This window comes from Massilia sp. UYP34, from assembly GCF_056279385.1.
On record NZ_JBWBRF010000002.1, the window covers coordinates 602,893 to 623,359 of the forward strand.

The window sequence follows — 20,467 nt, forward strand, 5'->3', positions numbered from 1 at the left end:
GCCGAGCCCAAAGCCGAGCCCAAAAAAAAAGGCGGCCCCGCGGGGCCGCCGTCATGTCACGTCAGGCGACAGGCATCAGTCGCGAATCTCCAGCTTGCGGTTCAGGCTCAGCGCCGCCAGCGAGGCCACGGCGCCCGACAGCAGGTACAGGCTGACGTAGCCCAGGCCGAAGTGGGCCGACAGGCCGAGGGCGACCAGCGGGGCGAAGGCCGCGCCGACCAGCCAGGCGAGGTCCGAGGTCAGGGCCGCGCCGGTGTAGCGGAACTGCTTCAGGAAGTTCGAGGTGGTGGCGCCCGCAGCCTGGCCATACGAGAAGCCGAGCAGGGTGAAGCCGATCAGGATGAAGGCGTTCTGGCCGGCGGTGCCGCTATTGATCAGGAACGGGATCGAGGCCGAGTACAGGGCGATCAGGGCCGCGGCGGTGCCGAGGGTGGTGCGGCGGCCCAGCTTGTCGGCGACGACGCCCGAGATCAGCATGGCCCCGGCCGCCAGCCCGGCGCCCCACATCTGGACGTGCAGGAACTCGTCCATCGGACGGGTATCGTACAGCTGGATCCACGACAGCGGGAACACGGTCACCAGGTGGAACAGGGCATAGCTGGCCAGGGCGGCCATGGCGCCGATCACGATATTGCTGCCTTGCTTGCTCACCAGCTCGCCGACCGGGGCCGGATCGAGGTGGTGCGAGTCGAGCAGGCGCGAATACTCGGGCGTGCTGGCCAGGCGCAGGCGTGCGAAGGTGCCGACCACGTTGATGGCGAAGGCCACGAAGAACGGGAAGCGCCAGCCCCAGGTCAGGAAGTCTTCTTCGGACGTATAGGTGATCAGGAAGGCGAAGATGCCGGCCGCGATCACGAAGCCTAGCGGTGCGCTCAATTGTCCGAGCATGGCGTACCATCCGCGCTTGTTCTCCGGGGCACTGAGCGCCAGCAGCGAAGGCAACCCATCCCACGAGCCACCCTGGGCGAAACCCTGGGCGATGCGCAGGGCCGCCAGCAGGATGATCGCGGCGGCGCCGATTTCACTATAGGCCGGAAGCATGGCGATCACGACGGTGCTGGTTCCCATCATGAGCAGCGAGATGCCGAGTTTCATGTCGCGGCTCCAGCGCTTCTGGATCGCCATGAACACGACCGTGCCGATCGGACGCGCAATGAAGGCGAGGGCGAAGATGGCGAACGAATACAGGGTGCCCTCGAGCCGGTCGGCCCACGGGAAGAAAATGGCGGGGAAGACGAGGGCCGACGCGATGGCGTACGTGAAGAACTCGAAGTATTCGGCCGAACGGCCGATCACCACGCCGACGGCGATGTCGCCCGGATCGACGTGTGCATCCCTGGCATTGATGTTGCGAGCCCCGCTATTGGGGTGTGTGATCGGAGCGGCCCCGGCGCCGCCGTACGTCGTCGTGCTTGGCATATTGTGTTCTCCAGAGAAGTCGACGGCCGCCACTGTTGTTGAAATTGCATTTTGGCAAAGGTGGGACAATGTGTCCAATGTTCTTTGGCGACCGTTGGCATTACAGTAGCATGTTCTTATTCCATGTAACGTTAGATACCTAGCATGATTCCTAAAATTGTCCGCCGCGGACTCCCATTACTTCCGCTCGCAGCGCTGGCCGGCTGCAACACGGTCGTCATGAATCCCACCGGTGATATTGCGAAGCAGCAGGCCGATCTGATCACCATATCGGTAGTGCTGATGTTGTTGATCATCGTCCCCGTGATGATCCTGACTGTCCTGTTCGCCTGGCGCTATCGCAAGAACGCCAACGCGAAGTACGAACCCGATTGGGACCACTCGACCAAGCTCGAGCTCATCATCTGGGGCGCTCCGCTCCTGATCATCATCGTCCTTGGCCTGATCACCTGGGTCAGCACCCACAAGCTCGATCCTTACCGTCCGCTCGAACGCCTGGACGAACACCGTCCGATCCCGGCCTCGACCAAGCCGCTCGAAGTGCAGGTCGTGGCGCTGGACTGGAAATGGCTGTTCATCTATCCGGAACAGGGCGTCGCCTCGGTCAACCAGCTGGTGACCCCGATCGACACCCCGGTGCGCTTCAAGATCACCGCCTCGACCGTGATGAACACGTTCTACATCCCGACCCTGGCAGGCATGATCTACGCGATGCCGGGCATGGAGACGGAGCTGAACGCGGTCCTGAACAAGACCGGTGACTACCACGGTCTGTCGGCCAACTTCAGCGGCGACGGTTTCTCGCACATGAAGTTCGCCTACAAGGGTGTCACCAACGAAGAGTTCAACACCTGGGTGCAGGAAATGAAGGCCAATCCAGCCGTGCTGGATCGCGCCGACTACCTGGTGCTGGAAAAGCCGACCGCCAAGGAGGCCGTGCGCCACTACGGCCAGGTCGAGCCTGCGCTGTTCAACCGCGTCGTCAACCGCTGCGTGGCGGAAGGCAGCATGTGCATGAACCAGCAGATGCACGAAGACGAGAAGCGCAACCAGATGGCCGCCGCCATCCGCCAGCAATCGCTGGGCGGTAAGTCGCAGCTGGCGGAAGCGCTGGAAATGTGCGTCGCTCCTATTAATACCTTGATGAAGTAATCATGCAAGAATCATTCGACTTGACGAAGTTCATCTTCGGTCGGCTGGGCTGGGACGCGATCCCGCTCCATGAGCCGATTCTGCTCGCTACCTTCGCAGGCGTGATCGTCGGCGGCCTGGCCCTCGTGGCCATCCTGTCGTACTTCCGCCTGTGGGGCACCTTGTGGAAAGACTGGATCACCAGTATCGACCACAAGAAAATCGGGATCATGTACATGATCCTGGGCCTGATCATGCTGCTGCGCGGCTTTGCCGACGCACTGATGATGCGCGCCCAGCAGGCGATCGCCTTCGGCGACAACGCCGGCTTCCTGCCGCCGCACCACTACGACCAGATCTTCACCGCCCACGGCGTGATCATGATCTTCTTCGTGGCGATGCCGTTCGTGACGGGGCTGATGAACTATGTGGTGCCGCTGCAGATCGGCGCGCGCGACGTGGCCTTCCCGTTCCTGAACAACTTCTCGTTCTGGATGACCACCATGGGCGCCGTGCTGATCATGGCGTCGCTGTTCGTCGGTGAATTCGCGCGTACCGGCTGGCTGGCGTACCCGCCGCTGTCGGGCATCCTGGCAAGTCCGGGCGTCGGCGTCGATTACTACATCTGGGCGCTGCAGATCGCGGGCGTGGGCACGACCCTCTCGGGCGTCAACCTGATCGTCACCATCATCAAGATGCGCGCGCCGGGCATGGACCTGATGAAGATGCCTGTCTTCGTCTGGACCTCGCTGTGCACCAACATCCTGATCGTGGTCACCTTCCCGATCCTGACCGCCGTGCTGGCCATGCTGGGCATGGACCGCCTGCTCGACACCGCGTTCTTCACGAGCGACCGTGGCGGCAACCCGATGATGTACGTGAACCTGATCTGGATCTGGGGCCACCCCGAGGTGTACATCCTGATCCTGCCGGCGTTCGGCATCTTCTCCGAAGTCGTCTCGACTTTCTGCGGCAAGCGCCTGTTCGGCTACACCTCGATGGTGTACGCGACCTGCGTCATCATGGTCCTGTCCTACCTGGTCTGGCTGCACCACTTCTTCACCATGGGCTCGGGCGCCAGCGTCAACGCGTTCTTCGGCATCACGACGATGATCATCTCGATCCCGACCGGCGCCAAGATCTTCAACTGGCTGTTCACCATGTACCGCGGCCGTATCCGCTTCGAACTGCCGATGCTGTGGACGATCTCGTTCATGCTGACCTTCGTGATCGGCGGCATGACCGGCGTCATGCTGGCCATTCCAGCGGCCGACTTCGTGCTGCACAACTCGCTGTTCCTGATCGCCCACTTCCACAACGTGATCATCGGCGGCGTCGTGTTCGGTATCTTCGCCGGCATCAACTACTGGTTCCCGAAAGCCTTCGGTTACAAGCTGGACCGTTTCTGGGGCCTGGTCTCGTTCTGGCTGTGGTCGATCGGCTTCTGGGTCGCGTTCACCCCGCCGTACATCCTGGGCTTCATGGGCTACACCCGTCGCGTCAGCCATTTCGACGATCCTTCGGTCCAGTGGCTGTTCCAGATTTCGTTCGTGGGCACCCTGATGATCGCCGGCGGTATCGCCGCGCTGCTGATGCAGTTCTATGTCAGCTTCCGTGACCGTAACACCGCTCGCCTGCGCGACTTCACCGGCGATCCATGGGAAGGCCGTACGCTGGAATGGGCGACCTCGTCGCCGCCGCCGGACTACAACTTCGCGTTCACCCCGGTGGTGTTCGACAACGACACCTTCGCCGACATGAAGAAGAACGGCTACCGTCGTCCGCTGAAGGACTTCGTGGCGATCCACATGCCGAAGAACACCGGCGCCGGCATCATCATCTCCGCGATTTCGTGCGTGGTGGGCTTCGGCATCATCTGGCATATGTGGGCGCTGACCGTGGTTTCGTTCGTCGCCATGATGGCCGCGATCATCATCCATACCTTCAACTACAAGCGCGACTACTACATTCCGGCCGAAGAAGTGGCCCGTACCGAAGCAGAGCGTACCCGTATGATGGAAAGCCATGTCTGAACTTAAAGCATCTGTAACCGGCGGCAGCGTCGCCGATGACGTGAGCGGGCGCTACATCGCCCGCGAACACCACCCGGAGCAGGGCACGCTGCTGGGCTTCTGGCTCTACCTGATGAGCGACTGCCTCATCTTCGCGTCCCTGTTTGCGACCTATGCGGTGCAGGGCCGCTCGTATGCCGGCGGTCCGACCGGCGCCGAGCTGTTCGAGCTGCCGCTGATCGCGCTCAACACCGCGTTCCTGCTGGTGTCGTCGCTGACCTTCGGCTTCGCCATGATCGCCGCGCAGGCGAAGAACCTGTCCAAGGCCCGCATGTGGCTGGCCGTGACCGGCATCCTGGGCCTGGCCTTCCTGTGCGTGGAAATCTATGAGTTCCAGCACCTGATCCACATGGGCGCCGGTCCCCAGCGTTCGGGCTTCCTGACCGCGTTCTTCGCGCTGGTCGGCACCCACGGCCTGCACGTGACCTTCGGCATCATCTGGCTGGTGACCCTGTACTTCCAGCTGGGTAAACACGGCCTGACCCCGGAAAACTTCCGTCGCCTGTCGTGCCTGTCGCTGTTCTGGCACTTCCTGGACCTGATCTGGATCTTCGTCTTCACCTTTGTCTACCTGATGGGAGTCCTGCCATGAGCGACCACCACGACCACGGCCATCATGGCCATGACGTCCACGTGACGCACTACAGCGCCAAGGACTACATGATCGGCTTCGCGCTGTCGGCGATCCTGACGATCATCCCGTTCTGGCTGGTGATGGGCAACGTGCTGGCGCCGGAAACGACCAAGTGGATCATCCTCGCGTTCGCCGGCGTGCAGCTGATCGTGCAGATGGTTTATTTCCTGCACTTGAACTCGAAGGCCGAAGGCGGCTGGAACATGATGGCGTTGATCCTGACCGTCGTGATCCTGGTCATCGTGCTGGCCGGTTCGATCTGGGTCATGCATCATATGAACACCAATATGATGCCTGGCATGGGTCCGAACAGCACCCACGACATGACCTGATGTCGGTAGTGCACGAACAGCCGGCGGCGCCGGCGCATCCTCCGCGCTCCGCCTTCGTGCGGCGCGCGCTGGCGGTGGCGGCCCTGCTGCTGTTCGTGCTGTTTGCCGGTCTGGGGACCTGGCAGGTGTTTCGCCTGCAATGGAAACTGGACCTGATCGAACGCGTCGACGCACGCGTTCATGCGCAACCCGTTGCGCCGCCCGCGGCGGCGCAATGGGCGCAAGTCTCAAGAGAGTCCGACGAATACCGGCGCGTGCGCCTGTCGGGCCGCTATCTCTACGAATTGACCACACCGGTGCAGGCGCTGTCCGACCTCGGCGCCGGTTTCTGGCTGCTCACGCCGCTGTGCCTCGACGACGGCCACATCATCCTCGTCAACCGCGGCTTCATTGCCTCGAGCGGCGACATCGCGACCCGTTATCCTGGCCGTCGCGCCGGCGCCGATCCCTGCGCCGCCGCCACCGGCGAACGCGTCGACTTCCATGGCCTGCTGCGCATCGCCGAGCCCAAGAGCGGCTTCCTGCGCGATAACGATCCCGTCAACAACCGCTGGTACGCGCGCGAAGTCGGCGCCATCGCCGCCGCGCGCGGCTTCGACCTCGCCAGGGTCGCGCCGTTCTTCGTCGACGCCGGCAAGGGCCAGGACCCTGCCGCCGCGCCGGAAACCGCCGTGGGCGGCCTGACCGTCATCGCTTTCCCGAATAATCACCTCGTCTACGCGCTCACTTGGTATGCTCTGGCCCTCATGGTGGCCGCCGCCGCGTGGTGGGTCGTGCGCTACGAAGCCAGGGCCGGACGGGGCGGCGACGCCGACGATTAAGACGCCTGCCGCGCCGCGCGCGCGGGCCGCAGGACAGACATAACGGATTCCGATGCAATCTCCGCTGGATTTTTTTGCCAGGGCGGCGCGCTCCTCGCCGTCCGCCGCCGCCGCCAACGTGGAGTTCGCGGCCGGCCACAAGAACATGCTGCAGCTGATCGAGCTGCGCTGGATCGCCGTCATCGGCCAGATCACCACCATCGCCTCGGCCATCCTGATCTTCGGGATCGAGCTGCCGCTGGTGCACATGCTGCAGGTGCTGGCCTGCCTGATCGCCTTCAACGTCGCCAGCCACCTGCGCTGGCACGAACGGCGGCCGGTGTCGAACGGCGAGATGTTCCTGGCGATCCTGGTCGACGTCTCCAGCCTCACCGTGCTGCTGTACCTGTCGGGCGGCACCACCAATCCGTTCGCCTTTCTCTATCTGCTGCAGGTGATCGTCTCGGCCGTGCTGCTCGACGTGCTGTGGACCTGGAGCATCGTGCTGATCACGATCGCCTGCATGGCCGGTCTCGCCGTCTACGCCCAGCCGCTCGCGCTGCCGTTCGACCATGCGCGCGGCATCGGCAGCCTGTACGTGCAAGGCCTGCTGGTCTGCTTCGCGCTCAACGCCGCCCTGCTGGTGATGTTCATCTCGCGCATTTCTGAGAACGTGCGCGACAAGGCGACCCAGCTGGCCGCGCTGCGCCAGCGTGCGGCCGAGGAAGAGCACATCGTGCGCATGGGCCTGCTCGCCAGCGGCGCCGCCCACGAGCTGGGCACGCCGCTGTCGACGGTCTCGGTGATCCTGGGCGACTGGAAGCGCATGCCGGCCTTGCGCGACGACCCCGAGCTGCTGGGCGAGCTGACCGAGATGCAGACCCAGCTCAAGCGCTGCAAGGCGATCGTCAGCGGCATCCTGCTGTCGGCCGGCGAGGCGCGCGGCGAGTCGGCCGAGCGCACCACCATCCGCCGGTTCCTCGACGAGCTCGCCGAAGGCTGGGAGGCCAGCCGTCCGGTGCGCACCTTCATCTACAATAACCGGATCGCCGACGACCTGCCGGTGGCGAGCGACTCGGCGCTGCGCCAGACGGTCGACAACCTGCTCGACAACGCGCTCGAAGCGTCGCCCGACTGGGTCTACATGGACGCCCACATCGACGAGCGCACCCTGGTGCTGACCGTATTCGACCGCGGTCCCGGCTTTGCGCCGAGCATGCTGGCCCATTTCGGCAAGCCCTATCATTCGACCAAGGGCAAGCCCGGCGGCGGACTCGGGCTGTTCCTGGCGGTGAACGTCGTGCGCAAGCTCGGCGGCACCGTCACCGCGCGCAACCGGCGCCTGGAGGAGGGCGGCGGCGCCGAAGTGTCCGTGCGCCTGCCCCTGGCCGCGATCGAACTGGAGGAAACAGACGATGCAGAATCCTGAGCCGCTGCTGCTCATCATCGAAGACGACGACGCCTTCGCCCGCACCCTGACCCGCTCCTTCGAGCGGCGCGGCTACCGGGTGCTGGGCGCGACCGGCCACGACGAGGCCCAGGCCCTGCTGGCCCAGCACAACCCCGGCTACGCCGTGGTCGACCTGAAACTCAAGGGCAATACCTCGGGCCTGGCCTGCGTGCAGCTGCTGCACGAGCACGACCCGGACATGCTGATCGTGGTGCTGACGGGCTTTGCCAGCATCGCCACCGCGGTCGAGGCGATCAAGCTGGGCGCCGTGCAATACCTGGCCAAGCCGTCGGACGCCGACGACATCGAGGCCGCCTTCGGCCACGTGGCCGGCAGCGCCGACGTCGAGGTCACGAATCGATCGACCTCGATCAAGACGCTGGAATGGGAGCGCATTCACGCCGTGCTGGCCGAGACCGACTTCAATATCTCGGAGGCCGCGCGACGGCTGGGCATGCACCGGCGCACCCTGGCGCGCAAGCTCGAAAAACAGCGGGTCAAGTAGATGCGCGCGCCGCGAGTCTGGCCGGGCGTGGCGCCGGGCCTGGTCCTGATTCTGGTCCTGGCCCTGGGTGGCTGCGGGCGCGACGCTGCCGCGCCCGCGGCAGGCGTGGCCGGCGCCGCCGGCGCGCCGTCGGCGGCCCGGATCGAGGCCGGGCGCAAGCTGTTCGCGCGCTGCGCCGGTTGCCACCAGGTGGGGCCGAATGCGGGCAATATCTTCGGGCCGCAGCTCAACGGCGTGCTCGGCCGCCAGGCGGGCGGCGTGGCCGGCTACGCCTATTCGCCGGCGATGAAAGCGTCCAGGCTGGTATGGGACGAACGGAACCTGGCCGCCTTCATCCGCGACTCCGACGCGGTCATACCCGGCAACAGCATGCGCTTCATGAATTTCATGAGCGAACAGCAGGCCGGGGACATCGTCGCCTACCTGGCCACGCAGGGCGATCGCTAGCCGTTGCGGCAGCGTGGAACGCAACCCGACGTAGGCGCCCGGCAGCAGCGCGGCGCCCGCCAGCAATCCCGGCATCCGCTCGGCAGCCATCCCGGTAACGTTTCTTCTAATACGCCCCATCTGTTTCATCCATGTCAATATTTTCGCGCGCACAAGGCGCGCAAGATGCGCTGACGATCGGATTCCTACGACAATGTGCGGGTAGGGCGCCATATCGCCTGTCTGTACATTCGCACAAATAGGGTTGCCACGATTATATTTTTCGTGCAGTATAGCTGGGTGGCAACCGGTAGCGTCCGGGAGCCCGATCAGCGATGAGGCGGCTCAACCCGTTTCTTTTTGCCCCCCGCGTTCGCCGGGGGGCATTTTTCGACACGCGGCGCAGCGTTTCCCCATCTGCCGCGTCTGGCGCTCCCCCGCGCCGAATCGGACCATCGTGCCTGCGCGGCTCCCTGCCGCCGGTTGGCGCGTCCTACCGGAGGATTGGATGAGCGAGCTGCTTTCACTCACGCATGCGCTGGCCTGGCCGCTGGCGCTGACGCTGGCCTGGATGGCTGGCGAACTGCTGTACCGCTGGGCCAACGTGCCGCGCATCTCCATCTATGGCTTGTGCGGTTTCGTGTTCGGCAACCTGTCGAGCGGCTACCTGCCGCCGGCGCAGGCCGACAACTTCATGATGCTGGCCAACCTCGGTTTCGGCCTGATGCTGTTCGAGCTCGGCTACCGCATCAACCTGCGCTGGCTGCGCACCAATCCCTGGCTGCTGCTCACTTCGGTGCTGGAAGCCGGCCTGACCTGGGCCGCCGTGTACTACGTCTCGCGCATCTGCGGCCTGGCCGTGCTCCCGGCCTGCCTGCTGGCGGCCCTGGCCATGGCCAGCTCGCCGGCCGGCCTGCTGCGCATCGTCAACGAGCAGGGCGGCGGCGGCCAGGTGACCGAGCGCGCCATGCACCTGACGGCGCTGAACTGCGTGCTGGCCGTGTTCGTGTTCAACGTGACGGTGGGCTTCGGCGTGTTCCAGACCTCGGGCGACGTGGTCCACGCCAGCTGGACCGGCCTGGTGGTGCTGGCCGCGTCGAGCGGCCTGGGCGCGGCGCTGGGCTGGCTGCTGCCGCTGTGGCAGCGCGTGGCCAGCCATGTGCGCTCCAACTCCACGCTCACGTTCGCGGTATTCGTCTTCCTGCTGGTGGCGATCACCCATGTGCTGAAACTGTCGCCGGTGCTGGCGGCGCTGACTTTCGGCCTGGTGGCGCGCCACCGCCGCGTCACCCTGAGTCCGGCGCAGCGCAACTTCGGCGCCCTGGGCGACCTCCTGACCGTGCTGCTGTTCTTTTTCGTGGCCACCACCATCGCCTGGCAGCCGACCGCCGAGGGCCTGATGCTGGGCCTGTTGCTGCTGCTGGTGCGCGCCCTGGTCAAGGTCGGGGTCTGCACCGCCACCGCGCGGGTGTCGGGCATCCCGGCGCGCAAGGGCGCCCTGACCGGGGTGGCGATCATGCCGCTGACCGTGTTCGCCATCATCCTGATCGAGCAGACCCGGCGCTCGGGCGTCGACCTGTTCGACACCCTCGCGCCGCTGGCCCCGCTGGCGGCGATGGCCATGATCCTGGAGGTGCTGGCGCCGATCCTGACCCAGATCGCGCTGACCGGCGCGCGCGAGTCGGGTTTTACCAGATACAAGAACGTCGTGAAGGAGGACAAGGATGCCGCTGCCTGAATTTTCGCGCTCGGAACCGCTGACCATGGGGGTCGAGCTGGAGCTGCAGCTCGTCGGCCTGTCGGATTTCGACCTGGCCCCGGCCTCGCCGGACATGCTCGACCTGCTGGCGCGCGCGCCGTTCCCCGGCGCCGTCACGCCCGAGATCACCGAGAGCATGATCGAGATAAACAGCAGCATCCATACCGGCTACGCGCCGCTGGTGGACGAGCTGCGCCTGATCCGCGACACGCTGCTGCGCGCGGGCGACCGCCTGAACGTGGGCGTGTGCGGCGGCGGCACCCATCCGTTCCAGCAGTGGACCGAACGCCGCATCTACGAAAAGCCGCGTTTTCGCGAAGTCTCGGCGCTGTACGGCTACCTGGCCAAGCAGTTCACCGTGTTCGGCCAGCACGTGCACATCGGCTGCGGCAGCGGCGACAACGCCCTGTTCCTGCTGCATGCGCTGAACCGCTACATCCCGCACTTCATCGCGCTGTCGGCTTCGTCGCCCTTCCTGCAGGGCAGCGACACCCAGTTCCATTCCTCGCGCCTGAACTCGGTGTTCGCCTTTCCGCTGTCGGGCCGGGCGCCATTCCTGCTGACATGGGCCGACTTCGAGCGCGGTTACTTCAGGCGCATGGAAGACACCGGCATCGTGCGCAGCATGAAGGACTTCTATTGGGACCTGAGGCCGAAACCCGAATACGGCACCATCGAGCTGCGCGTGTGCGACACCCCGCTCACGGTCGAGCACGCGGCGGCGCTGGCGGCCTACCTGCAAGCGCTGTGCAGCTACCTGCTGGAGGGTAACGAAGCGCCGCCGCGCGAGGACGACTACCTGGTCTACAACTACAACCGCTTCCAGGCCTGCCGCTTCGGCCTGGACGGCAATATCGTGCTGCCCCAGGCACACCAGCAGGTCAGCCTGCGCGACGATATCCTGGCCACCCTGGCGCGCATCGCGCCGCACGCCGAGCGACTCGGATCGAGCGCCGCGCTGGCCCACCTGTCGGGGATGGCGAAGGCGGTCGGCGACGCCGCACAGCTGCGCATCGTGCACGAGCACGAGGGCAGCGTGGAGGCGATGGTCAATCTGGCGTTGGGGAAATTCCGCAGCGAGGTATAAGCGCTAGGCTTGGCCCAGCGGGATCTTGCCCGCCGCCTCATCCGCGTCGAGGCGGGCGATGAGCGTCGCCAGGTCCTGCTCCAGGCGCAGCAGGGTGGCTTCGTCCAGCGTGGCCAGCGCGCTCGGCAGCACGCCGGCCGCCGGGCCGGGGACCCGGCGCAGCACTTCCTGGCCTGCCGGCAAGATGCGCAGCGCGACGTTGCGCCGGTCCGCGCCTTCGCGCGCCGCCGCCACGTAGCCGCGCTCGACCAGGCCGCGCGCCAGGTTGCTGGCGGTCGACTGGTGGATGTCCATGGCGCGCCCCAGGCTGGTGGCGCCGATGCCCGGCTGGCTCTCGATCACCGACAGCGCCCAGACCTGGGCCCCGCCCAGGCCGGCGTCACGCTCGAGCTGGCGAAAGTGCGTCTTGACGGCATTGAAGACGATACGGAACTGGCGCAGCACGCGCTGGGGCGGCGCGTCGGTGGAAGCGGGCATGGATTCTCGATTGGGTTCGGACGGCATGGGCGAGATGATAATGCAACAGCCGGCGAAGCGGGGCCGGGCCGTTCGCTTTTTCTTGGCGCCCGGGTTCCCCCGAACGCCCCGTTCTGCGCTAGCATCGATTCATGCGAAGCGCATCCGCCAGCCCTGGTGTCCCGCGGCGCGGCCTGTCCCTGGCCGCGATGGGCACCTGCCTGCTCGGTCTGGTGCTTACCTCGCTGCTGTGCGGCGTGGTGCGCAAGGTGGAGGTCGACCGCGCCCAGGCCGAATTCCACCAGCGCGCCGTGGTGCGGGTCGCGGCCGTGACCCGCGCCTTCGCCGAGGCCACCGACGCCGCGCGCGCCGTCAACCTGTTCTTCCGCGCTTCGAGCAACGTCACGCGCGCAGAGTTCGACGCCTTCGCCCAGCCGCTGGTGGCGCGCCACGGCTACCTGCAGGCGCTGGTGTGGCAGCGCTTCGTCAGCCAGGGCGAGCGGGCCGCCTTCGAGGCCGAGCGGCGCGCGTTCTGGCCCGGCTTCGAGATCCGCGAACGCGTCAGGACCGGGGCGCCCGCCCTGGTCCGGGCCGGCGTGCGCTGGCGCTACCTGGTCGACGACTACGTGGCGCCGATCGTCGGCAATGAGCCCACCTTCGGCTACGATGCCTGGTCCAACGCGCCGCAGCGGGTCCCGACCCAGCGTGCGATCGACACCGGCGAGCCGGCCGCCAGCCCCATCATCGACCTGCTGCAGGGCGGCGGGGCGCGCCAGGGGGTGCTGATCGCCTTGCCGGTCTACCGCAGCGGCGCCCGGCCGCTGGACACGCCGGCGCGGCGCGCGGCCGTGGTGGGCGCCACCGGGGTGGTGATCGACGTCGCCCTGCTGGTTGGCGGCACCCTCGAATCGGTGCGCCTGCTCGACGACGACTTCGCGCTGTCGCTGCGCGGCCCGGACGCCCTCGGCAACCTGGTCACCGCCTATCAGCACGGCAGGCTCGCCACGCCCGAGGACTGGCGGGAGCGCCTGCTGCACGGCCTGGGCCTGCGCCACGCCGAAGCGTTCGAGATCGCCGGCAGTGCCTGGCAGGTGGTGGTCGAGGAGCGGCCGGCGGCGCTGGGCAGCCACATGGCCGAGCTGGTGGCCATGGCGCTGGGCCTGATCCTGAGTTTCGCCGCCGCCGCTCTGGTGCAGCAGCGGGTGGCGCGCACGCGCCGCATCGAGGCCCTGGTCGAGGAGCGCACCGCGGCGCTCGAGCGCGCCACCGGCTCGCTGCGGCTGTACGAACGCGCGATGGAGGCCAGCGCCAATCCGATCCTGCTGGTCGACGCCGAGCAGCCGGGCTACCCGATCGAATACGCCAACCCGGCCTGCGAGCGCACCTTCGGCTATGCGTTGCACGAGCTGGCCGGCCAGCCGCTCAAGCTGCTCGCCGGCCCGGACGCCGACCAGCCGGCGCTGCAGGAGCTGCGCCGCGCCCTGCACCAGCAGCGCGAGGAGCACGCCCTGGTGACGGTCCATACCCGCGACGGGGTGGAGCTGATCGGCGACGTCTACGTGGCGCCGGTGCGCCGCGCCGACGGCCGGGCCGGGCATTTCGTGGTCACCGTCTACGACGTCACCACCGCCAAGCGCTACGAGGCCGAGCTCGAACGCCATGCCCACTACGACACGCTGACCGGGCTGGCCAACCGGGCCCTGCTGTCCGACCGCATCGAGCGCGCCACCGCGAATGCCGGCGGCGCGCCGGTATGGACCGTGCTGCTCGACTTCGACCACTTCAAGCTGATCAACGACACCCTCGGCCGGCGCGCCGGCGACGAGGCGCTGCGCATGCTCGCCACGCGCATCAAGGGCGCGCTGCGCCCGGCCGACACCGCGGCCCGGGTCGGCGGCGACGACTTCGTGCTGGTGCTGGTCGGCGTGGCCGACGAACGCCAGGCCGCGGCCCGCATCCAGCAGGTGCGCGAGGCGGTGAGCGAACCGATCCACCTGGCCGGCCAGCGCCTGGTGCTCAGCTGCAGCGCCGGCGTGGCCGCGTTCCCGGCCGACGGGCTGGACGCCGACACCCTGGTCAAGCACGCCGAGATCGCGATGTACCGCGCCAAGGCCATCGGCCGCAACGGCGTACAGTTCTATGCCCCGCACATGAATGCCGAGGCCTTCGACCGCCTGGCCCTGGAGAGCGCGCTGCGCCATGCGCTGCAGGACGACCAGTTCGAGCTGCATTTCCAGCCGCAGGTCGACCTGGCCAGCGGCAGCGTGGTCGGCAACGAGGCGCTGATCCGCTGGCGCCATCCGCTGCTGGGCACGGTCCGGCCGGACCGCTTCATCGCCCTGGCCGAAGAAACCGGCCTGATCGTGCCGATCGGCGCCTGGGTGCTGCGCACGGCCTGTCGCCAGAACCGGCGCTGGCAGCGCGCCGGGCTGGGACCGCTGCGCATCGCGGTCAACCTGTCGGCGCGCCAGTTCGCCGAGCCGGACCTGGTCGATACCGTGGCCCAGGTGCTGGCCGAGACCGGCCTGCCGCCGGCCTCGCTCGAGATCGAGCTCACCGAAAGCATGATGGTGGCCGACGCCGATGCCGCCATCCACACCATGCAATGTCTCAAGCGCATGGGCGTCAAGCTGTCCATCGACGACTTCGGCACCGGCTATTCGAGCCTGCAATACCTCAAGCGCCTGCCGGTCGACGTGCTCAAGATCGACCGCACGTTCGTGCAAGACATCGTGGGCAACCCGGACGGCGCGGCCATGGTCGACGCCATCATCTCGCTGGCCCACAGCCTGCGCATGGGGGTGATCGCCGAAGGGGTGGAGACGATCGAGCAGCTCGACTACCTGCGCGGCTGCGGCTGCGACGAGGTGCAGGGCTATGTCTACAGCCGTCCGCAGCCGGCCGCGCAGGTCGAGGCGCTGCTGCGCGCCGGCCGGGTGGAGCCGGTCGCCAGCACCGCCTGAGCCCGCGCGAGGCCATGCGGGTCGCGTCCCGTCCCGTGGCGGCGCACGCGGTCAGCTATACTTGCCCCACATTGTGACTTCGATCAGGGCAGGAACAGCGAGTGGACCAGAAACAGAACGACGAGAACACGGCAAACGCGGACGCCGCGCCCACCGTGCAGCAACGCCTCAAGCTGGTTTCCCGGCGCCTGGCCCGGCGCCTGCTGGCCGGCGCCTCGACCCGGGCCGGCGCCCTCAAGACCGGCGCCCGCGCGCGCCTGCACGGCCGGCCGCTGCCGGTCAAGCTGGCCCTGGTGTCGCTCTGGAGCCTGGCCGCCGGCCTGATGGCGATCCTGGCCTGGCTCCTGATCCTGATCCCGTTCACCCCGGGCATCGACGACCTCGAGCAGGTCAGCCGCTCGCGCCCGACCGTGATCCTGGACGCCGGCGGCCGCCCGCTCGGCACGTTCGAAAAAGGGCTCCAGGAACGCGTTCGGCTGTCGCAGGTGTCGCCGCACGTGGTCGAGGCGCTGATCTCGACCGAGGACCACCGCTTCTACCAGCACCACGGCGTCGACTTCAAGCGCGTGGCCGGCGCGCTCTGGGCCAGCCTCAAGGGCGACCCGCAGGGCGGCTCGACCATCACGCAGCAACTGGCGCGCAATATGTTCCCGCAAGAGATCGGCCGCGCCCGCAGCGTGAGCCGCAAGATGAAGGAACTGATCACCGCGATCAAGATCGAGAACACCTACAGCAAGACGCAGATCCTGGAAGCCTACCTGAACACGGTGCCTTTCCTGTACAACGCCTACGGCATCGAGATGGCGGCGCGGACCTACTTCGGCAAGCCGGCGGCCCGGCTCGACGTGCTGGAGTCGGCGACCCTGGTCGGCATGCTCAAGGGCACCCATTACTACAATCCAGTCGCCAATTCCAAGCGCTCGCTGGCGCGCCGCAACGTGGTGCTGGGCCAGATGCGCAAGCACGGCGCCTTCGACGACAAGCGTTACGCGCAACTGGTCAAGCGTCCGCTGCGCCTGCGCTTCGCGCGCCTGCCCGACCGCAGCGGCAAGGACGACCATTTCACCCACCACGTGCGCAAGTGGCTGCTCGACTGGGCCGACGAGAACGACTACAACCTGCAGCTCGACGGCCTGGTGGTGCGCACCACGCTCGACCCGGAACTGCAGGCGGCGGCCGAGCGCGCGGTGCGGCGCCAGGCCGACATCCTGCAGGCGATCGCCGACGTCGAGTGGGCCAACCCCAACCTGCCGCGTTCGACCGCCACCGCCACCTATACGGCGATCCGCCCGAACATCGACCCGTTCTCGTACTACTGGATCAGCAATGCGCGCGTGCTGGACGCCTTCGTGCGCGAGAGCGGCGCCTACCGCAGCGCGGTCGAGGAGGGCGAAGCGCCGGCGGCCGCCCTCAAGCGCCTGAAAGCCGATCGCGGCTTCATGAATGAACTCAAGAGCGCCAAGTCGCGCCTCGAGGCCGGCTTCGTCGCGCTCGACCCGGCCAGCGGCGAGGTCAAGGCCTGGGTCGGCAGCCGTGACTTCGAGCGCGACCAGTACGACCACGTGGCCCAGGCCGCACGCCAGCCGGGGTCGACCTTCAAGCCTTTCGTCTATGGCGCCGCGCTCGAGCGCGGCATCCCGCCCGACCAGGCTTACCGCGACGTGGTGCGGGAATTCAAGGGCGACGACGGCAGCACCTGGCGCCCGACCGACATGGACGGCAACAGCGGCCGCTCGATGCCGATGCGCGACGGCCTGGTGTTCTCGAAGAACACGATCACCGCCCAGGTGAGCCAGGAAGTCGGCATCGGGCCCATCGTGCGCCTGGCCCAGGGCCTGGGCGTGCGCCAGAGCCGGCTGGAGGAGGTGCCCTCGCTGGCCCTGGGCACCAGCCCGGTCACCCTGCTCGAGATGGTGAGCAGCTACGCCACCATCGCGGCCCTGGGCGAATACCGCAAACCGATCTTTGTCCGCACCATCGAGGACCGCGAGGGGAATGTAATCGCCGATTTCGGCGCCGGCCAGCCCGAGCGCGCGATGTCGCGCGAGTCGGCCGAAGCGCTGATCGACATGCTGCGCGGCGTCGTCACCCGCGGCACCGGCAACGGGGTGCGCAACCGCTTCGGCATCCGCGGCGACCTGGCGGCCAAGACCGGCACCAGCCAGAACAACCAGGACGGCTGGTTCATCATGATGCATCCGCACCTGGTGGCCGGGTCCTGGGTCGGTTTCAACGACAACCGGGTCACCATCCGCAGCAGCTACTGGGGGCAGGGCGGCCATAATGCGGCGCTGGTGGTGGGCGACTTCTTCCGCGGCGCATTCGACGCCGGCAGCCTGGACGACAAGGCGACGCTGCCCGGCTGGCGCGCGCCCGCGCCGCGCCGCTACGTGGAGGAAGAAGAGCCGGAAGAATTCTTCACCGACGAAGCGTACGAAGTGGTGCCGGAAGAAGGCCCGGAACCGATGGAGGTCGCGCCGCTGCCCGAGCAGATCGTGCCGGTAGAGCCGCCCGAGCCGCTCGAGCCGGCCGAACCGCCGCTGCAGCCTAGCGCGCTGCCGTCCGGGTTCCCGGCCCCGTCGGGCGATCCGCTTCCTGCGCCAGCGCCGGATCTGCCTTGAGCAGCGGATAGGGATTGATCGCGCCGCCGGTGTCGTACACGCCATAGTGCAGATGCGGCGGCGTGCCCTTGGCGTTGCCGGTGTTGCCGACATAGCCCAGCACCCGGCCGGCCTCGATGCGCATGCCGGGCTGGACGTCCGAGTAGCCGTCCAGGTGAGCATAATAATGGCGCTGGCCGCCGGGACCGAGCACCCATACCACCAGGCCGCCGAGGCGATTGGTGCCCACGCGCGTGACGATGCCTTCGGTGCTGGACACGACCGGGGTGCCGCGCCTGGCGAAGATGTCGATGCCCTCGTGCTTGCGGCCTTCGCTGCGCGCGCCATGCCAGGTGTCGCGCAGGGCGCGCCGCTGCACGCCCTCGACCGGCACCGGCAGCGCCAGTGGCGTGGGCATGGCCGCCAGGCGCATGGTGTACAGGGCCCGTTCGATGTAGGGTTCGAGCAGCCCGTATCCCAGCACGAGGATGGCGGCGACGAAGAGGCTACGCAGGAAAACGGTCATGGCGGCTCCGCTGGACGGTGGTCATGCAAACCAGTTGGGGACGCTCACGCGCTTTCACAGGGAAAACCGGAAGATTGCAGCCAGTCGTCCAGACGCGCCTCGGCGCTCCATCGTCGACGTTGCCGCTTCCTGGCGCCGCAAGGGCGAACAGCATGCATGTCCGGGACAGCCGTTCATGCGGGCGCGGCCCGACTGCACCTGCTCGCTTACCGCCAATCCAGGCCTTATTTCCCCGGTGATGACCTTCGCTGGCGGGCTTCATGCGTCTGGAAATTGCCAAAACAGCCATGTTCAAAATCTTTCTTCGCGTGGAACATGAAAAATGTCCCAATTCGGCGTAAACATCCATGGACGGAAAGTATTGCCGTATGTAAACTATCTGAATGGTCAGATAGTAAGGAGCACACGATGGACAAGAATCACAAGGGTGAACTGGTCGGCAGCAGGACGCCGGAGCAGCTCGAGAATGACCGCCGCTTCAAGGAGGCGGCGCTCAAGCAGATTGCCGACAGCGGCGAGAACTGGGCGATTCACAGCCTGGCGGTCATGAAGCGCAATGCGCTCGCGCGCGTGCTGTACCTGAACGACCTGTACCGGGACATCGTCACGGTGCCGGGCGTGATCTGCGAATTCGGCGTCCAGTGGGGCGCCAGCCTGTCGGTCCTGCTCAACCTGCGCAACATGTACGAGCCGTATAACGTCGAACGCTTCATCTACGGCTTCGACACCTTCACCGGTTTCGCGTCGGTGCACGAAAAGGACGGCGCGGCGGCCAAGGTCGGCGACTATGCATCGGTCGACGGTTACGAGACCACGCTGGCCGAGATCCTGGGCTATCACGAGTCGATCTCGGCCTTCCAGCACCAGCGCAAGTTCGAGCTGATCAAGGGCGACGCCACGCAGACCATCGATACGTGGCTCGACGCCAATCCGGGCGCCACGATCGCCCTCGCGATCTTCGACATGGACGTCTACGCGCCCACCAAGGCGGTGCTCGAGAAGATCAAGCCGCGCCTGACGAGCCGCTCGGTCCTCGTCTTCGACGAGTTCACGCACCAGAAATTCCCGGGCGAGGTGCAGGCGGTGAGGGAAGTCTTCGACATGCGCGACGTCGAATTCACGCGCAGCATTCACCAGAGCCACGTGGCGATCATGAAGTTCCGCTGAAGCGTCCCGCCCGGCCTTGCGATTGGCTCAGAGGATCGGCGTGCCGCCCGTCACCGCGATGCGCGCGCCCGAGATATAGCTCGCCTCGTTTGATGCCAGCATCACGAACGCCGGCGCCACTTCCTTCGGCTGGCCGGCGCGCTTCATCGGCACCTGGCTGCCGAAGTTCTCGACTTCTTCGGGCGGCATGGTCGACGGGATCAGCGGCGTCCAGATCGGGCCCGGCGCCACCGAGTTCACGCGGATGCCTTTCTCGGCCAGCAGCTGGGCCAGGCCGGCGCTGAAATTGGCGATCGCGCCCTTGGTGGCGGCATAGGCGAGCAGGGTGGGCTTCGGATTGTCCGAATTGATCGAGGTGGTGTTGATGATCGACGCGCCCGGCGCCATGTGCTTCACTGCCGCCTTGCAAAGGTGGAACATGGCGGTGATGTTCACCTGGAAGGTGTAGTCCCACTCGTCGTCCGGGATCTCATCGAGCGTGTCGTGCGACATCTGGAACGCGGCATTGTTGACCAGCACGTCGATGCGGCCGAACTCGGCCACCGCCTTGTCGATGATGGCGCGGCAGTGGGCGCGCTCGGCGATATCGCCCGGCACCAGGATGGCGCGGCGGCCGGCTTCCTCGACCAGGCGCGCGGTCTCGCGTGCGTCGTCGTGCTCGTTCAGGTAGGAAATGAGCACGTCGGCGCCCTCGCGCGCGAAGGCCAGCGCGACCGCGCGGCCGATGCCGCTGTCCCCGCCGGTGATCACGGTGGCCTTGTCCTGCAGGCGGCCGGAGCCGCGGTAGCTGGTTTCGCCGTGGTCGGCTTGCGGGGTCAATTCGGCTTCGCGGCCGGGCGGTTGTTGCTGTTGCTTGGGAATATCCATCGTGTGCTCCATATCTGGGAAAAATAGCGGGGCGCGGACCGGCCGGCGGCGGGTCCGCGCGATCGACTGTGTGGCCTTTCAGCGGCCGAGGTGCTCGCGCACCGCGCTGGCGCTCACGCCAACCTGGTCGACGGCGCGCTGCAGCTCCTCGCGGGTCACGCCCAGCGCCTCGGTCCAGTAACGCACTTCGTGCTCTTCGTGCATGTTGATGCGCGAACGGTCCTGCTGGCCGCGCTTGTTCAAGTCATCCGACATGATTCGCTCCCGGTTTTA

The 20,467-nt window shown here is 66.9% G+C and carries 19 protein-coding genes; 14 read left to right on the forward strand and 5 right to left on the reverse strand.

The annotated features are described in order from the left end of the window. Positions 1 to 75 precede the first annotated feature (75 nt). Positions 76 to 1,419, reverse strand: a complete 1,344-nt coding sequence (locus ACZ9AQ_RS06040; RefSeq protein ID WP_429201967.1) for an MFS transporter — start codon at positions 1,417 to 1,419, stop codon at positions 76 to 78. Between the two features lie 144 nt (positions 1,420 to 1,563). On the opposite strand from ACZ9AQ_RS06040, the gene cyoA reads away from it, so the two are divergent. From cyoA to ACZ9AQ_RS06090, 10 genes are all read left to right on the forward strand, one after another. Then, positions 1,564 to 2,571: a ubiquinol oxidase subunit II gene (gene cyoA, locus ACZ9AQ_RS06045; RefSeq protein ID WP_429201966.1), complete on the forward strand. Its 1,008-nt coding sequence runs from the start codon at positions 1,564 to 1,566 to the stop codon at positions 2,569 to 2,571. Between the two features lie 2 nt (positions 2,572 to 2,573). Further along, a complete protein-coding gene (cyoB, locus tag ACZ9AQ_RS06050) occupies positions 2,574 to 4,583 on the forward strand; it encodes a cytochrome o ubiquinol oxidase subunit I (RefSeq protein WP_429201964.1) in 2,010 nt (669 codons plus the stop codon). Beyond that, positions 4,576 to 5,214 (forward strand): cytochrome o ubiquinol oxidase subunit III, encoded by a 639-nt coding sequence (gene cyoC / locus ACZ9AQ_RS06055; protein WP_429201962.1) that lies wholly within the window; start codon positions 4,576 to 4,578, stop codon positions 5,212 to 5,214. The genes cyoB and cyoC overlap by 8 nt, the downstream gene beginning before the upstream one ends. After that, positions 5,211 to 5,588 carry a cytochrome o ubiquinol oxidase subunit IV gene (gene cyoD / locus ACZ9AQ_RS06060; RefSeq protein ID WP_429201960.1) on the forward strand — a complete coding sequence of 126 codons (378 nt, stop codon included), beginning with the start codon at positions 5,211 to 5,213 and terminating at the stop codon, positions 5,586 to 5,588. The genes cyoC and cyoD overlap by 4 nt, the downstream gene beginning before the upstream one ends. After that, positions 5,588 to 6,409 (forward strand): SURF1 family protein, encoded by an 822-nt coding sequence (locus ACZ9AQ_RS06065; RefSeq protein WP_429201959.1) that lies wholly within the window; start codon positions 5,588 to 5,590, stop codon positions 6,407 to 6,409. The genes cyoD and ACZ9AQ_RS06065 overlap by 1 nt, the downstream gene beginning before the upstream one ends. Before the next feature lie 52 nt (positions 6,410 to 6,461). Continuing rightward, positions 6,462 to 7,817: an ATP-binding protein gene (locus ACZ9AQ_RS06070; protein ID WP_429201958.1), complete on the forward strand. Its 1,356-nt coding sequence runs from the start codon at positions 6,462 to 6,464 to the stop codon at positions 7,815 to 7,817. Next, the gene (locus ACZ9AQ_RS06075) at positions 7,804 to 8,343 is read left to right on the forward strand and encodes a response regulator transcription factor (protein WP_429201956.1); all 540 of its coding nucleotides are present in this window, start codon (positions 7,804 to 7,806) and stop codon (positions 8,341 to 8,343) included. Before ACZ9AQ_RS06070 ends, ACZ9AQ_RS06075 begins: the two co-directional genes overlap by 14 nt. Further along, a complete protein-coding gene (locus ACZ9AQ_RS06080; protein ID WP_429201954.1) occupies positions 8,344 to 8,790 on the forward strand; it encodes a c-type cytochrome in 447 nt (148 codons plus the stop codon). It begins immediately after the preceding gene. Between the two features lie 487 nt (positions 8,791 to 9,277). Next, positions 9,278 to 10,507 carry a cation:proton antiporter gene (locus ACZ9AQ_RS06085; RefSeq protein ID WP_429201953.1) on the forward strand — a complete coding sequence of 410 codons (1,230 nt, stop codon included), beginning with the start codon at positions 9,278 to 9,280 and terminating at the stop codon, positions 10,505 to 10,507. Continuing rightward, the gene (locus tag ACZ9AQ_RS06090; protein ID WP_429201951.1) at positions 10,494 to 11,615 is read left to right on the forward strand and encodes a YbdK family carboxylate-amine ligase; all 1,122 of its coding nucleotides are present in this window, start codon (positions 10,494 to 10,496) and stop codon (positions 11,613 to 11,615) included. The genes ACZ9AQ_RS06085 and ACZ9AQ_RS06090 overlap by 14 nt, the downstream gene beginning before the upstream one ends. 3 nt (positions 11,616 to 11,618) lie before the next feature. Here the strand turns inward: ACZ9AQ_RS06090 and ACZ9AQ_RS06095 are convergent, their stop codons facing one another. Then, positions 11,619 to 12,092: a MarR family winged helix-turn-helix transcriptional regulator gene (locus ACZ9AQ_RS06095; RefSeq protein ID WP_429201949.1), complete on the reverse strand. Its 474-nt coding sequence runs from the start codon at positions 12,090 to 12,092 to the stop codon at positions 11,619 to 11,621. 131 nt (positions 12,093 to 12,223) lie between these two features. On the opposite strand from ACZ9AQ_RS06095, the gene ACZ9AQ_RS06100 reads away from it, so the two are divergent. Next, positions 12,224 to 15,034, forward strand: coding sequence for a bifunctional diguanylate cyclase/phosphodiesterase (locus ACZ9AQ_RS06100; RefSeq protein ID WP_429201947.1), 2,811 nt, complete (start codon positions 12,224 to 12,226; stop codon positions 15,032 to 15,034). 101 nt (positions 15,035 to 15,135) lie between these two features. Continuing rightward, positions 15,136 to 17,655 (forward strand): penicillin-binding protein 1A, encoded by a 2,520-nt coding sequence (locus tag ACZ9AQ_RS06105; protein ID WP_429201945.1) that lies wholly within the window; start codon positions 15,136 to 15,138, stop codon positions 17,653 to 17,655. Here ACZ9AQ_RS06105 and ACZ9AQ_RS06110 read toward each other — a convergent pair. Further along, the gene (locus ACZ9AQ_RS06110; RefSeq protein ID WP_429201943.1) at positions 17,582 to 18,160 is read right to left on the reverse strand and encodes a M23 family metallopeptidase; all 579 of its coding nucleotides are present in this window, start codon (positions 18,158 to 18,160) and stop codon (positions 17,582 to 17,584) included. The two genes, ACZ9AQ_RS06105 and ACZ9AQ_RS06110, sit on opposite strands and share 74 nt — an antisense overlap. Between ACZ9AQ_RS06110 and ACZ9AQ_RS06115 the strand changes: the two genes are divergently transcribed. Then, positions 18,159 to 18,479 carry a hypothetical protein gene (locus tag ACZ9AQ_RS06115; protein ID WP_429201941.1) on the forward strand — a complete coding sequence of 107 codons (321 nt, stop codon included), beginning with the start codon at positions 18,159 to 18,161 and terminating at the stop codon, positions 18,477 to 18,479. The genes ACZ9AQ_RS06110 and ACZ9AQ_RS06115 overlap by 2 nt on opposite strands. An 89-nt stretch (positions 18,480 to 18,568) precedes the next feature. Further along, positions 18,569 to 19,327 carry a class I SAM-dependent methyltransferase gene (locus ACZ9AQ_RS06120; protein ID WP_429201939.1) on the forward strand — a complete coding sequence of 253 codons (759 nt, stop codon included), beginning with the start codon at positions 18,569 to 18,571 and terminating at the stop codon, positions 19,325 to 19,327. A gap of 27 nt (positions 19,328 to 19,354) precedes the next feature. Here ACZ9AQ_RS06120 and ACZ9AQ_RS06125 read toward each other — a convergent pair whose 3' ends face one another. Both ACZ9AQ_RS06125 and ACZ9AQ_RS06130 read right to left on the reverse strand, forming a co-directional pair. Continuing rightward, positions 19,355 to 20,194: a glucose 1-dehydrogenase gene (locus ACZ9AQ_RS06125; protein ID WP_429201937.1), complete on the reverse strand. Its 840-nt coding sequence runs from the start codon at positions 20,192 to 20,194 to the stop codon at positions 19,355 to 19,357. Between the two features lie 78 nt (positions 20,195 to 20,272). After that, complete coding sequence (locus ACZ9AQ_RS06130; protein ID WP_071362741.1) at positions 20,273 to 20,449, reverse strand: DUF3606 domain-containing protein; 177 nt, start codon at positions 20,447 to 20,449, stop codon at positions 20,273 to 20,275. Positions 20,450 to 20,467: the final 18 nt, after the last annotated feature.